Source organism: Pannonibacter sp., assembly GCF_051860505.1.
Taxonomy (GTDB): Bacteria; Pseudomonadota; Alphaproteobacteria; order Rhizobiales; family Stappiaceae; genus Pannonibacter.
In genome coordinates, this window is sequence record NZ_JBHYDX010000020.1 from 75497 (window position 1) to 89730 (window position 14234).

General features: G+C 63.2%; 13 protein-coding genes. 9 read left to right on the plus strand and 4 right to left on the minus strand.

The window, feature by feature from the left end:
* The first annotated feature begins 79 nt into the window (after window positions 1-79).
* The 6 genes from ACTIFE_RS14770 (at window position 80) to hisG (ending at window position 7043) form a co-directional block, all read left to right on the plus strand.
* Complete coding sequence (locus ACTIFE_RS14770; RefSeq protein WP_439529922.1) at window positions 80-838, plus strand: 16S rRNA (uracil(1498)-N(3))-methyltransferase; 759 nt, start codon at window positions 80-82, stop codon at window positions 836-838.
* A gap of 102 nt (window positions 839-940) precedes the next feature.
* Window positions 941-2314 (plus strand): glutamate--cysteine ligase, encoded by a 1374-nt coding sequence (locus ACTIFE_RS14775; protein ID WP_439529923.1) that lies wholly within the window; start codon window positions 941-943, stop codon window positions 2312-2314.
* 73 nt (window positions 2315-2387) lie between these two features.
* On the plus strand, window positions 2388-3212 hold the full coding sequence (locus ACTIFE_RS14780; protein WP_439529924.1) for a DUF937 domain-containing protein: 825 nt from the start codon (window positions 2388-2390) through the stop codon (window positions 3210-3212).
* Window positions 3213-3365: 153 nt separating this feature from the next.
* Window positions 3366-4910, plus strand: coding sequence for a histidine--tRNA ligase (gene hisS, locus ACTIFE_RS14785; RefSeq protein WP_439529925.1), 1545 nt, complete (start codon window positions 3366-3368; stop codon window positions 4908-4910).
* A gap of 16 nt (window positions 4911-4926) precedes the next feature.
* Window positions 4927-6078: an ATP phosphoribosyltransferase regulatory subunit gene (locus ACTIFE_RS14790; RefSeq protein ID WP_439529926.1), complete on the plus strand. Its 1152-nt coding sequence runs from the start codon at window positions 4927-4929 to the stop codon at window positions 6076-6078.
* Window positions 6075-7043 carry an ATP phosphoribosyltransferase gene (gene hisG / locus ACTIFE_RS14795; protein WP_439529927.1) on the plus strand — a complete coding sequence of 323 codons (969 nt, stop codon included), beginning with the start codon at window positions 6075-6077 and terminating at the stop codon, window positions 7041-7043. The genes ACTIFE_RS14790 and hisG overlap by 4 nt, the downstream gene beginning before the upstream one ends.
* 6 nt (window positions 7044-7049) lie before the next feature.
* On the opposite strand, the gene ACTIFE_RS14800 is transcribed toward hisG, so the two are convergent.
* Together ACTIFE_RS14800 and ACTIFE_RS14805 are read right to left on the minus strand one after the other, a co-directional pair.
* A complete protein-coding gene (locus ACTIFE_RS14800) occupies window positions 7050-7706 on the minus strand; it encodes a DNA-3-methyladenine glycosylase I (protein WP_439529928.1) in 657 nt (218 codons plus the stop codon).
* A gap of 538 nt (window positions 7707-8244) precedes the next feature.
* Window positions 8245-8979, minus strand: a complete 735-nt coding sequence (locus tag ACTIFE_RS14805; protein WP_439529929.1) for a protein phosphatase CheZ — start codon at window positions 8977-8979, stop codon at window positions 8245-8247.
* A 196-nt stretch (window positions 8980-9175) separates the two neighbouring features.
* Here ACTIFE_RS14805 and ACTIFE_RS14810 point away from each other — a divergent pair, with 196 nt between their 5' ends.
* Both ACTIFE_RS14810 and ACTIFE_RS14815 read left to right on the plus strand, forming a co-directional pair.
* Window positions 9176-9937, plus strand: a complete 762-nt coding sequence (locus ACTIFE_RS14810) for a DUF2927 domain-containing protein (RefSeq protein ID WP_439529930.1) — start codon at window positions 9176-9178, stop codon at window positions 9935-9937.
* Between the two features lie 217 nt (window positions 9938-10154).
* Window positions 10155-10859, plus strand: a complete 705-nt coding sequence (locus ACTIFE_RS14815) for a L,D-transpeptidase (RefSeq protein ID WP_439529931.1) — start codon at window positions 10155-10157, stop codon at window positions 10857-10859.
* Between the two features lie 17 nt (window positions 10860-10876).
* Here ACTIFE_RS14815 and ACTIFE_RS14820 read toward each other — a convergent pair whose 3' ends face one another.
* A complete protein-coding gene (locus ACTIFE_RS14820) occupies window positions 10877-11548 on the minus strand; it encodes a hypothetical protein (RefSeq protein ID WP_439529932.1) in 672 nt (223 codons plus the stop codon).
* Window positions 11549-11629: 81 nt separating this feature from the next.
* Between ACTIFE_RS14820 and clcA the strand changes: the two genes are divergently transcribed.
* Window positions 11630-12988: a H(+)/Cl(-) exchange transporter ClcA gene (clcA, locus tag ACTIFE_RS14825; RefSeq protein WP_439529933.1), complete on the plus strand. Its 1359-nt coding sequence runs from the start codon at window positions 11630-11632 to the stop codon at window positions 12986-12988.
* A gap of 165 nt (window positions 12989-13153) precedes the next feature.
* Here the strand turns inward: clcA and ACTIFE_RS14830 are convergent, their stop codons facing one another.
* Window positions 13154-14131 (minus strand): hypothetical protein, encoded by a 978-nt coding sequence (locus tag ACTIFE_RS14830; RefSeq protein ID WP_439529934.1) that lies wholly within the window; start codon window positions 14129-14131, stop codon window positions 13154-13156.
* Window positions 14132-14234: the final 103 nt, after the last annotated feature.

Genomic DNA, 14234 nt, shown 5'->3' on the forward strand with positions numbered 1-14234 from the left:
CCCGTTTCCCCCGACGGGCGGCGGCCGCCGCTTCTGACGCCCCTTGCCCTGCCCTTTTCAACGACACCCGTGACCTGCCATGCCCCGCTATGAATTCCGCATGCAGCGTCTCTTCGTGGACGCGCCCCTGGCTGGCGACCAAGCCGTCGCCGCCAGCAAGGACCAGAGCAACTACCTCCTCAACGTGCTGCGCCTGGCCGCAGGCGATGAAGTGCTGCTGTTCAACGGCCGCGACGGGGAATGGCGGGCGAAGGTCGAGACCCCGACCCGCAAGACCTGCGCGCTTGTGCCTTCCGAACAGACACGGCCACAGCCAATGGCCGCAGACTTCGATTATCTCTTTGCCCCGCTGAAACATGCCCGGCTTGATTACATGGTGCAGAAGGCCGTCGAGATGGGGGCCTCGCGCCTGTCGCCGGTCCTCACGCGCCACACCCAGGCAACACGGGTCAACACCGAGCGCATGAGCGCCAACGTCATCGAGGCGGCCGAACAATGCGGCATCCTGCAACTGGCTGAGGTGTGCGAACCGCGCGCCCTTGCGGATGTGATCGGCAGATGGAGCGCGGACAACGCAACCCGGCAGCTGATCTTCTGCGACGAGGGCGAGGCGAGCCAGAACCCGCTGCAGGCCCTGGAAGCGCTGAAAGCCGCAGGCCAGCGCCCGCTGGCGCTGCTGATCGGGCCAGAAGGCGGCTTCTCGGAGGACGAACGTACCCTCCTGCGCCGGCAGTCCTTTGTGACGCCGATCCCGCTCGGGCCGCGCATCCTTCGGGCTGATACGGCCGCCGTGGCCGCACTGGCCGTGGTTCAGGCAACCCTCGGCGACTGGCGCTGACATCACGCCGGCTGCTGTTCTCGTATTTGTGAAACTACGTGTTTGTTCTGGGTTCGTGGCCCGGCTATTGTGCCGCCCCGACCCGCTGCCGGAGACGCCGAAATGGCCCGCGACACCATTGATACCACGCCGATCACCGGCGTCAGGGAACTGGCCGACCATCTTGCGTCTGGTTCCAAGCCGGAGGATCAGTTCCGTCTTGGCACGGAACATGAGAAATTCGCCTTCTACAAGGCAGACCTGTCCCCGGTGCCCTATGCCGGCCCGCGCGGCATCGAGACCCTGCTGACCGGCATGGAAGGCCTGCTCGGCTGGGAGCGGATCACTGACAAGGGTCACATCATCGGCCTGGCTGACCCGGTCGCGGGCGGCGCCATTTCCATTGAACCGGGCGGGCAGTTTGAGCTGTCGGGCGCCCCGCTCGACAACCTGCACCAGACCTGCCGCGAGACCAACGCCCATCTGGCGCAGGTCAACGAGATCGCCGAGCCCCTGGGCATCGGCTTCCTCGGCCTCGGTTTCACCCCGACCTGGTCACGCGCTGACATCCCGGTCATGCCCAAGTCGCGTTATGCGATCATGTCGGGTTACATGCCGAAGGTTGGTACGCTCGGCCTCGACATGATGTACCGGACCTCGACGATCCAGGTGAACCTTGACTTCGCCGATGAGGCAGACATGGTCAAGAAGATGCGCGTCAGTCTGGCGCTGCAGCCGGTCGCCACCGCCATCTTCGCCAATTCACCCTTTACCGAAGGCAAGCCAAACGGCTTCAAGTCCTTCCGTGCCGAGATCTGGAAGGACACGGACAACGCCCGCTCCGGCCCGATCCCCTTCGCCTTCCACGAGGACTTCGGCTTCGAGGCCTATGTGAACTGGGCCATCGACGTGCCGATGTATTTCGTCAAGCGTGGCGACACCTACTTCGAGGCAACCACCACCACCTTCCGCCAGTTCATGAACGGTGCGCTGAAGGACCAGCTGCCGGACGGCCTGCCGACCATCGGCGACTGGAACAACCACCTCTCGACCCTGTTCCCGGATGTGCGGCTGAAGAAGTACCTGGAAATGCGCGGTGCCGACGGCGGCCCCTGGCGCCGGATCTGCGCCCTGCCAGCCCTGTGGGTCGGCCTGCTCTATGACGCGGGCATCCTCGAGGACGCCTGGCAGTTGGTGAAAGGCTGGACCGAGGCCGAGCGGCTTGCCCTGCGCAATGACGTGCCGATCCACGGCCTGCAAACCCCGTTCCGCAGCGGGACCGTGCTGGATCTCGCCCGTGAGATGCTGTCCCTCTCACGCGAGGGCCTGAAGCGGCGGGCCCGCCTCAACGATGGCGGACAGGACGAGCGCGTCCATCTGGCATCGATCGAGGAGTGCCTCGCCCTTGGCAAGTCCCCGGCAGACCTGATGCTCGACCGGTATCACGGCGTCTGGGGCGGCGATGTCACGCGCGCCTATCAGGACTATGCCTATTGAGAAAAGAGGCCATTTGACCGCACGGGCGCGAAGGCCGATCATGAGGAACAATGCGATTCCGATGTGAGGCAGCATGAGCGACCCGAGCGGACTGTTTTCCTCTTTTGATCCGGGCAGCGTGGTCGAGGCCATGCGGCTCCAGTTCGGTCTCAAGGACGCTGATATCACGCGGGCCATGGGGGCCCTGCTGCCGGCGGCCTTTTCCGGCCTCCGGCATACAACCTCAGCCCCCGAAGCCATGCAGGGCTTCCTGGGTCTCCTGCAGGGACAGGCAGCGCAGCCGCAGGCTGACATGTTTTCGTTCGGATCCTCACCGGCGCCGACGAACTGGTTCTTCGGTCCGGCCCCGATGCAACAGGCGGTGGCCGATCAGGTGGCCCGGATCACGGGGGTGCAGCAAGATGCCGTGACAGCCCTGATGCCCGTGGCCGCGACCCTCGCCATGGGCCAGGTGGCGCGGCCCTATCTGCAAGGTCAGGCGCGCGATCTGTTCGATGCCTTCATGGCCGGCTATGCCAGAGGCCGCCCGAAGCCCGTGCCGACACCGGCGACCATGATGGCCGGCTATGCCGATGCGGTGCAGTCCTTCTGGAGCAGTTTTCTCGGCGTCGGGGACAGTTCAGCTTCCAGCGCCACGCCTGAGTTCCTGCGTCCGGCTGCGCTGTCCACGCCGCCCGCTCTCCGGATGACGCCAAGGGCTGCGCGGACCGGCGGACCTGAGACCACCGCCCAGCCAGGTCTAACTCCTCCTGAAGCAGCCGCCGAAACAGCAACCGAGACAAGCGCGGCGACTGCCTCCATTCTCGACGACTGGTTTGCCGCCGGCCGTGCCTTCCAGGCCAACCAGCTCAAGGCCATCGAAACGGTGTTCGACACGCTGGGCCCGAACAACGGCTGACGGCGGCCAGCCAGTTCCCCGGACCATGCGCGTAAAAACCTGGCTCCCCGCGGCCTTGCCCGCCCCCCCTGTTTCGTCTAGGAAACAGCAGCCGGTGCGCAGCCTATGGTGCGTTCCAGCCCGTTGATCTTTCCTGAAAGTACCGTGATCCCCATGTCCAATCCGAAGTCCCAGAAACTCAAGGCGCGGCTGCCGCGCGGCTTTGTCGACCGGTCGGCTGAGGAGATCCGTGCCAGCGAGCATATGCTCGCGAAGATCAAGGGCGTCTACGAACTCTACGGCTTCGAGCCGATCGAGACCCCGGCCTTCGAATACACCGACTGCCTCGGCAAGTTCCTGCCCGACACCGACCGCCCGAATGCCGGCGTGTTCTCGGTGCAGGACGACGACGAGCAGTGGATGAGCCTGCGCTATGACCTGACTGCGCCGCTGGCGCGCCACGTCGCCGAGCACATCAACGAGATCCAGCTGCCCTTCCGCAGCTACCGCGCGGGCTGGGTGTTCCGAAACGAGAAGCCCGGCCCCGGCCGTTTCCGCCAGTTCATGCAGTTCGACGCCGACAGCGTCGGCGCGCCTGGCGTCGGTGCCGACGCCGAGATGTGCATGATGTTCGCCGATACGCTTGATGCGCTTGGCCTCAAGGGCAAGTACGTTGTGCGCGTCAACAACCGCAAGGTTCTCGACGGCGTGCTGGAAGCCATCGGGCTCGGCGCGGATGCGGACAACGAAAAGCGCCTCACCGTCCTGCGCGCCATGGACAAGTTCGACAAGTTCGGTTCGCCCGGCGTGCGCCTGCTGCTGGCCGAGGGCCGCAAGGACGAGAGCGGCGACTTCACCAAGGGCGCCGGCCTGCCTCAGGCAGCCATCGACGCGATCATCGAGATCCTGGAATCCGGGTCGCTCGAGGCGCTCTTGGCCGAGGGCGAGACGCTTGCCTTCAAGACCCCGGGCCTCGCCGCCCTCCCGATGAACGCTGCCCTCTCGGATGGTTTCACCGAGCTGAAGATCATTTCCGAGCTGGTGCGCGGCGCCGGCTATGGCGCCGACCGCATCCGCATCGACCCGTCGGTGGTGCGCGGCCTCGAATATTACACCGGCCCTGTCTACGAGGCCGAGCTGACCTTCCCGGTCACCAACGAGAAGGGCGAGGTCGTCCAGTTCGGCTCCGTCGGTGGCGGTGGCCGTTACGATGGTCTGGTCAAGCGTTTCACCGGCCGCGACGTGCCGGCAACCGGCTTCTCCATCGGCGTCTCGCGCCTGATGAGCGCGCTGAAGAATCTCGGCAAGCTCGATGTGGCCGAGGTGCTGGAGCCGGTGCTGGTCACCGTCATGGATGGCGATGTGGCCGCCCTTGCGAAGTATCAGGCCATGACGCAGCAGCTGCGCGCGGCCGGTATCCGCTCCGAGATGTACCAGGGCAACTGGAAGAAGTTCGGCAACCAGCTGAAATACGCCGACAAGCGCGGCTGCCCGCTGGCCATCATTCAGGGTTCGGAGGAGCGCGCCAACGGCGAGATCCAGATCAAGGACCTCATCGAGGGCAAGCGTCTTTCAGGTGAAATCACCGACAACGTAACATGGCGCGAAAGCCGCCCGGCGCAGGAGACCGTGCGCGAGACCGACCTGGTCGAGACCGTGCGCAAGATGCTGGTCGCGCAGGCCGAGGACCGCTCGCGTGGCAAGCTGGCCAACGCCTGAAGGGGACGACCCGGACATGTCGAGACCTGATCTTTCGCCCGCCGCGCTCGCAAGCAAGGCCCTTGCCCGGCTGGAAGCGGCCGGGCACACCCGCATCGACCCGCCGATCCTGCAGCCGGCGGACGTGTTCCTGGACCTGACCGGCGAGGACATCCGCCGCCGCCTGTTCCTGACCAGCGGTGCCGACGGGCGCGAGCTGTGCCTGCGCCCGGATTTCACCATCCCGGTCTGCCGCCAGCACCTCGAAAGCGAGCCGGCCTACCGGCGCGATGATTACTGTTATGCCGGCCCCGTGTTCCGCCAGCGGCCGGGCGAGCTGGGCGAGATCCCGCAGGCGGGGGCGGAAAGCCTCGGCCGCGCCGACCGGGAAGACGCCGATGCCGCCATGCTGGCGCTCGCCCTTTCCGTGCTGGGTGACCTGGGCCTTGAGCAGCCCGTGGTGCGGATCGGCGACGAGACCCTGTTCTCCGCCGTTCTGGCCGGACTCGATCTGCCGGTCGTCTGGCAGCGCCGCCTGCGCGATCTCTTTGGCGAAGGCGAACGACTGACCGCAGCCATCACCCGCATGAGCGGCGCAGGTGCCCCGTCCGACCAGCGCCGCGACGCCCGCCTCGGCTTCCTCGCGGCGCTGGAAGGCGCCAATCCGGACGCAGCACAGGAAGTCGTTGCTGATCTCCTCTCCATTGCCGGTATTTCCGCCGTGGGCGGCCGCACCGCCAGCGAGATCGCCGAACGCTTCCTGGAACAGGCCGCGCTCGCCAGCGGCGCAGGCTCGCACACGGCGGCTGCCAGCATCCTCAGCGAATATCTTGCGATCAAGGGTCGTCCGGACGAGAGCGCAGACGCGCTCGAAGCCTTTGCAAGCCGCCACGGTCTTGACCTTGCCGCCCCGCTCGCCGCCTTCCGCGCCCGCACGGCCGCCATGGCCAGTCACGGGCTTGACCTTTCCCAGATCCAATTTGCCGCCGATTTCGGCCGCCGGCTCGACTATTACACCGGCTTCGTGTTCGAGGTGAGCGCCCCTCACGCTGCAAACGCGGGCACGCTTCTGGGCGGCGGCCGCTACGACCGCCTGCTGCGTCTCCTCGGTGCCAATGACGAGGTGCCCGCCGTCGGCTTCTCGCTCTGGCTTGACCGTCTCACCGCTGTGCTGGAGGCCCGCGCATGACCCGGCTCATCATCGGCATTCCCTCCAAGGGCCGCCTTCAGGAAAACACCTCCGAGTTTTTCGCTGGTGCCGGCCTGAAGATCGTCCAGCCGGGCGGTGACCGCAACTATCGCGGCGCCATCAAGGGCCTCGACAGCGTCGAGATCGCCTTCCTCTCCGCCTCCGAGATCGCCCGGGAGCTGGCCGCCGGCAGCATCCATTTCGGCATCACCGGTCTGGACTTGGTGCATGAAAGCATCGCCACGCCGGACAAGCTCGTGCATGTCGTCACCCCGCTCGGCTTCGGCCCGGCCGATGTGGTCGTCGCCGTACCGAAAGCGTGGATCGACGTGGAGACCATGGCCGATCTCGGCGACGTCGCCTCCGACTTCCGCAACCGCCATGGCCGGCGCATGCGCGTCGCCACGAAATACGTCAACCTCACCCGCGCCTTCTTCGCCCGGCACGGCATTGCCGATTACTGGATCGTCGAAAGCGCCGGGGCAACCGAGGGCGCACCGGCGGCCGGCTCTGCCGAGCTGATCGTCGACATCACCACGACAGGCTCCACGCTCGAGGCTAATGCGCTAAAGATCCTTGCCGATGGCGTGATCCTGAAAAGCCAGGCGCATCTTGTTGCCTCGCTGAAGGCCGACTGGAGCGGCGAGGCCCTTGGCGCCGCCCGCACCATCCTCGATCGGGTCGCTGCCGAAGAGACCGCACGGGGCAGCCGGCTCGTCCGCGCCCATGTGCCCGACACCCGCGGCGCGGTGAAGGACATCCTGCCGATGGGCGCCGAACTGATCTATGGGCACCCTGCCGAGAGCGGTGTGCTCAGCCTGCTGTGCCCACGCGATCTGGCCCCAGACTGCGCCCAGATGCTGATCGCGCACGGCGCGACAGCCGTGAGCGTCGAGAAGCCCGACTACATCTTCCGCGCCACCAACCGCCTTTATGACCCGCTTGCGGACAAGGTTGTCGGTTGATCGCGCTCAGTTTTGCGACATGCCTTGCGGGCGGACGAAACCCGCCCGGATCGCCTCGATCTCGGCCCGGACGCAGCAGCCCTCCAGGTGGTCGTTGACGAGACCCATCGCCTGCATGAAGGCATAAACCGTCGTCGGGCCGACAAAGGTCCAGCCGCGCTTCTTCAGGTCCTTCGAAATCGCAAGGCTTGCCGGCGACGTCGCCATCTTGCTCAGCGTGGCATGGTCGCAGACCTCGGGCCGGTCGGCCGGTCCGGGCTCATGCGCCCAGAAATAGGCCGCGAGTGTTCCGAACTCGGCACGAAGCTCCTGCGCGCGCCGGGCGTTGTTGATGGTCGAGACGATCTTGCCCCGATGGCGCACGATGCCCGCATCGGCCACACAGCGCTCGATGTCGGCCTCGGTATAGGCAGCTACCTTGTCGATGTCGAACCAGGCGAAGGCCGCGCGGAAATTCTCGCGCTTGCGCAGGATCGTCAGCCAGGACAGGCCCGACTGAAAGCCTTCGAGACAGATCTTCTCGAACAGCCGCGTGTCATCCGTCACCGGACGGCCCCACTCCCGGTCATGGTAATGGGCATAGTCATCCAGCCCCTGCTGCCACCAGCAGCGAACCTCTCCGTCAGTGCCGCGCATCAGGCCGGCTGGCAATGTCTCGTCCATCGGCGCGCTCCTGCCCCTCGACAATGTTCTTAATTTGTTCTTAACATCAGGCAGGCAACCGAACAACAAAAAAAGCCCGAACGGCGGGGGAGAGTGGGCGTGGGAGATTCTCTTGGGCGGGGGCGGAGCAAAGCGCCTGAGCGCGGCACCAAAACCTCTGCGTCACCCCGGCCAAGCGCAGCGTCGAGCCGAGGCCTACTCGCTTGCAGAGCCTTTGAAAAACGCGAGGCCTGGCAACACTCGATCAGAGTGAGCCGAACGAAATGACAGCTCTGCGAACGAGTAGGCCCCGGGGCTCGCGCTGCTCGCCCAGGGGGACACGGAGCGAGAGGTGGCCGCGAATGCAAGGTGCCGACGGGAGAAACGGTCCTGAACCTGACCTGCCCTCCGCGCTGTCCCGGCCTTGTGCCGGGACCTGTTTGATTTGCAAAGCTTTTCAGCTGCTGCTTCGCATCCCTGACGGGTCCCGGCACAAGGCCGGGACGGCGGGGAAGAGCGGGCCTGAGAGATATTTTGCGTCGGGAGCGCGTAGAGCCCCTCAGGCGAACAGGGCGTCGATGTCATCCTGGCTGACGGTATCGACGTCGGTGTGCAGCGACGGGCCGTTGAGCAGCGCGGCATCGCCTTCCAATTTGCTTTCGCGCATCTTGAACTCGATTTCCTTGAAGGCTTCGATGCCGCCCCAGATGTTCATCATGTCGATGATGCGATCCTCGACAAAGCGCAGGGCCCCAACCACCTTGGAAATGCGCTGACCGGTAAGATCCTGGAAGTTGCAGGCCTCGAAAATCTGGATAACCTGTTCCTGGATGTCGTTGGCCAGATCCCGATCCTGGCCAGTCAGCCGCGCAGACAGGGTATTTGCTGTCTCGTCGATGAACTCCGAAGCCGACAGGATGGCTTCGGTCGCCCCTTCCGTTCCGATGACGATGGCATCCAGTTCGTTGGTGACGCGGGTCATTTCCGGTCCCTCGGAACCGGTGGTGTGATGCAGCGCCGCGATCTCCTTCTTGGTCATCAGGATCGCTTCGTACATGGCATCCAGTTCCTTCTTGAGCTTGGCGGCCTCGCCTAGCTCACGCCGGAACTCCTGCATGACATGCTCGCTCATTTCCTTGGGGTCTGGCGCCCCTTTCATGAGCGCCCGCAACGAGGCCATTTCGGCCATCAGTTCGCGGTGCCGTTGCTCGTCGGTTCGTTCGGGTTGGCTCGCAACGCCCGCAGCATCGCGAAACAGGCTTTCCGCCCGGAAAACACGTTTGACCGCAGCCATGCCAACTCCCGTTCTTAACAGTCACCGCTCGCGCAGAATTTCCATGCTCATCCATCGCTTTATATCTCTCGATGTTTAAGGAAATGTTCCTCGAGGTGAGGTTCAGCAGCACATGACTTGCCGGAAACGTGATGAAGAAGATTTGGTTTCCAAGTCGTTAGCGCATTCGGTACATTCACCCGCACAGGTCCTGAGGATGGACAGCCGTTCCCGAACAAGAGGTCTGACGTCCCTCGCCATGCCGCCGCTTCCAATCGCCTTCATGCTGTTCGTGGTTGGCCTGCTGGCGGCACTTCCCGCCCGCGCGGGACCGGAAAGCTTTACCGCCGAAGAACTGATTGAGGGCTTCAACAACACCGTGTTCGGGCTGGAGTACCGCTCCTGGAGCTGGCAACCCTATCTCGTGAAGAAATACGTGACGCCGGTCCGGTTCCGCATTCACAGCCTGTCGCAACGCAATCGCACGGCAGCCGTCGAAGCGTTTCTGGCCGAGTTGCCCCGCAAGATCCCGGCGCTGGACGCGCGGCTGGCGGCTCCGGACGAAGAGGCCAACTTCAATATTTTCGTCGTCGACCGCGCCGGCTATCTTCCGACCGTCAGGGGAGAAATTTACGCCGACGAGACGGCAGAAGCGCCGGGACGCTGCCTGGTCCGGGTTGAATCCGGACGAAGGGGCATCACCGGGTCCTCGGCTGTCATCGTTTCCGACGAGGGCGAGTTCCTGTTTCGGCGTTGCCTGGTCGAGGAGGTCCTGCAGGGCCTGGGGCCAATGAATGACGATCCGCGTCTGACGCACTCGGTGTTCAACGACACTTCGCGGCACAGCCGGTTTACCGCCTTTGATCAGATCCTGCTCAACATGCTCTATGACCGGCGGGTCCGGCCCGGCATGGACCGCAGCGAGTTGGAGCCCCTCCTCCCGATCATTGCCCGTGATGCCAGAAGGCGTGTGCAATGAACCCGTTTCGGCACCGGCCGCCGACAGGAACCGCTAACCAAGTCCTGACACCTTACAGTAACCTTTACATGAGTTAACCAGACTTATTGCCCGCTGATTCACCATTCTCCTTCACCAAGATCCGTAAAGTTTGAGCGAATTCGTCAAGCATTTTCCCGAGGGCAAATGTCCTGACCCGTGAGCTTGAGGTTTGACTTTGCGTTGAGGAGTAACGGTGATGAAACTGTGTGTGAGCCTGGCGCTGGCGGCCGTGATCGGCCTGCCCGTGCCGCTGGTCCTGGCGGAAGGCAGCCGGGGCATCAATCCCCCCCCTCTCGTCCTGAGCCCGAACCTTGCCGAACCCTGGCTGCTGCAGCTGCGCCCCGAGGGCCAGCCACGCCGCGCGCCCATGGTGGTGAGTGAGCCCGGCGCCCAGGCGCCAGTCCGGCTCGCCAGTGCGGGAAGCCAGCAGGCGGCCGCTGCAGTCCGCCGCCAGGTCGCGCCGCAGTTCCTTCCGGCTGTGGTCGACTACACTGGCCCGCACAAACCGGGCACCATCATCATCGACACCAACGCCCGCTATCTCTACCTGGTCGAACAGAATGGCGTCGCCCGCCGCTACGGCGTCGGTGTCGGCAAGCCGGGATTCGAATGGGCGGGAAGCCACAAGGTAACACGCAAGGCGGAATGGCCCGACTGGCGTCCGCCGGCCGAAATGCGCAAGCGCCGCCCGGACTTGCCGACCTTCATGGCAGGTGGTCCGAACAATCCGCTGGGCGCGCGCGCCTTGTATCTCGGCTCGACCCTCTACCGCATCCACGGCTCCAACGAACCCTGGTCGATCGGCCACGCCGTCTCGTCCGGCTGCATCCGCATGCGCAACGAGGATGTCACCGACCTTTACGAGCGCGTCGGCGTCGGCACCAAGGTCATCGTGATGTGATCATCGCCCGAGGGTAATCAATCCGGCTGGCGGTCCGCCGCCAGCCGTTCCAGCAGCAGCGCGCGCCACTGGCCCTTGTCGCCGGTCCACTCGCTGTCATCGGGGCTGAGCACATGCACCTCGTCCGCAAGGTCGCCCGCATGCCGCCCGTCCAGACTGACGAGGATGAATTCGCATGGCCGGCAGAGATACTGCTCCACTGCATGGCGCAGCCGACCGACGGCCGACGCCTCGAAATGCAGGTCGGTGAGGCCCGTCTCCGCCTGCACAATGGTCAGGTTGTTCTGGCTGTTGGAGAGCACGAACACCAGCCGCTCAAACCGGGACAATCGCTGCAGCTTGCCCCGCATGTGGCCGAAGCGGGACAGTTCCTCGGCCATGCGGCCGGCGATGTCCACCGTCCCGGCTTCGTCGCGGAAATGATGCAGGAAATGGATGTCATAGGGATGCCAGACGGGATGATGCGGCCCCATGCGGATGTCATCGGCGCCAAACAGCGGAAAGCCGTCCTCGAACAGCTTGGCCACCCCCGGCACCGGGGCGATCAGCCCATCGAAGAAATGCCGCGCCGGCTGGATGTCCTCGCCAAGATGGTGACCGATCTCTTCCGCATGGGTGCGGATCTGCCGCGAACTCTGGCAGGAAATTCCAAGGCTGACGATTGCCGTGCTGTGGCCTTCGGCCGACATCTCGCGCTCCCGCGTCTCTTGCTTTTTCCTGACCTTACAGGCCGCCCTGCCGCCCACGCAACGCACGGATGCTGACCGCCCATGCCGATCCCCACCCCTGAGGCTTCCCGTTCGCCGACTGTCCCGCTTCTCTATCTCGCGTTTGCTCTTGCCGGCGGGCTCTGCGTCGGGCTGCTGGGCACCGGCTTCCATCTTGCGGTCGACTGGCTGACAGGCGCCTATTCCACCTTGCGCGCGCTTGCGCCCTCCCCCTTCATCGCCCTCATCGTCGCAATTGCGGGAACGGCGCTTTTGGCTACCGCCGCCCGTTGGCTGGTTCTGCGCTTTGCCCCCGAGGCTGCCGGCAGCGGCATCCAGGAGATCGAGGGCGTGCTGGAGGGCGAACGGGAGCTCCGGCCGCTGCGGGTGCTGCTGGTGAAGTTTTCCGGCGGTGTGCTGGCGCTCGGCTCCGGCATGGTGCTGGGCCGCGAGGGGCCGACGATCCACATGGGCGCGGCCCTGATGCAGCTTGTGTCCGGGGTCGGCCGTCTTGGCCAGGAGGAAAAGCGCGGCCTGCTCGCCGCCGGCGCCGCGGCTGGCCTTGCCGCTGCCTTCCTCGCCCCGCTGGCCGCGATCCTGTTCGTCATCGAGGAGACCCGGCGCCAGGTCCCCTATCGCGCCCACACCTACATGGCCGTGTTCCTCGCCAGCATCGGCAGCGCCGCCATTGCCGAGGCGCTGCTCGGCCAGACCGTCAGCCTGCCCCTCGCCAGCCCGGGCCTGTCGCCCCTCCTGCTGCCCGTCTTCGCCCTGCTCGGCGGCGCGGTGGGGCTGCTCGGGCTCAGCTTCAACCGGACCGTGGTGCTGGCGCTTGATGCGCCGCTGCGGCTGCCGCAGCGCCTCTGGTGGCTGCCCGCGCTCGTCGTTGGTGCGGCGATGGGGGCGATGCTGCAGCTGTTTCCCGAGGGCAGCGGCGGCGGCGAAGCGGTCGTCCAGCTGCTCGCCCATGAAGCCGCGCCGCTCGGTTTCCTGCTGGCGCTGATGATGCTGCGCTTCACTGCCGCGATCCTGTGCTATGGCACCGGCGTTCCCGGCGGCATCTTCGCACCAATGCTGTCCATCGCGGTGGCGGCCGGTCTTGCCTTCGGCACGGCAGCCGAGGTCCTGCTGCCGGATGTCGAGGGCCTTGCCCGCGCGACCGCGATTGCCGCCATGGCCGGACTGTTTGCCGCCTCGGTCCGCGCGCCGCTGGTCGGCGTGGTGCTTGTCCTTGAACTGACCGGCGCCTATGGCCTCGTGCTGCCGGTTCTCGTCACCGCCGCCTGCGCCAGCCTCACCGCGCAGGTCCTGGGCGGACGCCCAATCTACGAAACCCTCCTGGAACGCACCTTGCGCCTTGCCGGTCAGACCCAGCCCGAACCACGCGAACGCACGCCCGTGCAGCTGGGCATGCCGGATTGACAGCTGCACTGGCTTCAGAAGCTGGGGCTGTTAAGGGCCGCTTCGGAGCGCGGTACAGTCACTGTACAGTCAAGGAACTGCCACCCTCCAAATAATTATCATTCACGCATTTAATTGCCACTTTTCACATTTCATCATCTAATTTATTCATTACTTCAATTGAGGTTATTCGATTTTGTTTCGCAGAATTATTGCTCTATCCCTTTCCTCATCCTGTACATCTGTTAGATTTGGAATTTTCAACATAGCACCATGATGGCTCAGGCAGGGAAACGGTGTACTGATAAAATTTATTCTCTCAAGAAACCGGTTGAGTACATAAGGCTTCGCAATACTTACTTCGAATTTTTCAGCGGCAGATACTTCGCTATCATAAAGCGATGTACCATACGTTGCGATTTTTCCGTTCTTTAAACCTAATGCTAGGTTGGTCAAAATCCTTCCGTTTCCGAGATAAGAAAGGAGAAATTTCGCGTCTACAATTAAAACATCTTTGACTCGAAGCGAAAATCCATATCCTTGAGCAGTAATTACAATCGGAATTATTCTTAATTTCTGTACGCGATCAAAACTTATATTTAAGTATTTTGATATTCTATTTCTATTTCTCTCTAGAGCATCAACCTTTCGACGCGCTTGATCTGCTGCAGATTCAAGCTTTTTATCATATCTAAATCTCTCATGCGGTTCGGCCGGCATAAGGAAAAATTTTATTTCTCCAACAACACATAAATCTCCAATACAAAATAAAAGATCAATTTGCTCTCCAAAATCCTTTGATTTGATCTCTTCACTCGCACATTTTGCGTCTTTAAGCAGAATGTTACTTTCTATTGCAGATGAAATTTCTGAGCGAAGTTCAATTTCGTAACGTTCCCCGCGACTTGACTTCGCATTCCTATCGTTTACGCCTCCCTTTTCGAGCCATGATTCGACCTTTCTCAGTGTATTACTTGTCTCAAGAGACGCAACGACCAAAGCAAATTCGTCCGTCCCTGGAATTTGTACCAACGGAGCGGACCATAAACCGCGATGTCCGGTCGATTTGCTTTTTTTGTCAGTTTGAAGCCGGAACGTCAGAAAATCCATTATCTGTTTTGCGTCATCTTCAGCAACACAAAGCACGCCTTGAAACACTTCCAAAATATTCCTTCTACTTACTATTAGGCTTCAGACCCATAAAATAGCTATGCAAGTTGTTTGAAATTTGATTCAAGCTCCTGAACAGGAGTTTGGTGATGTCTCA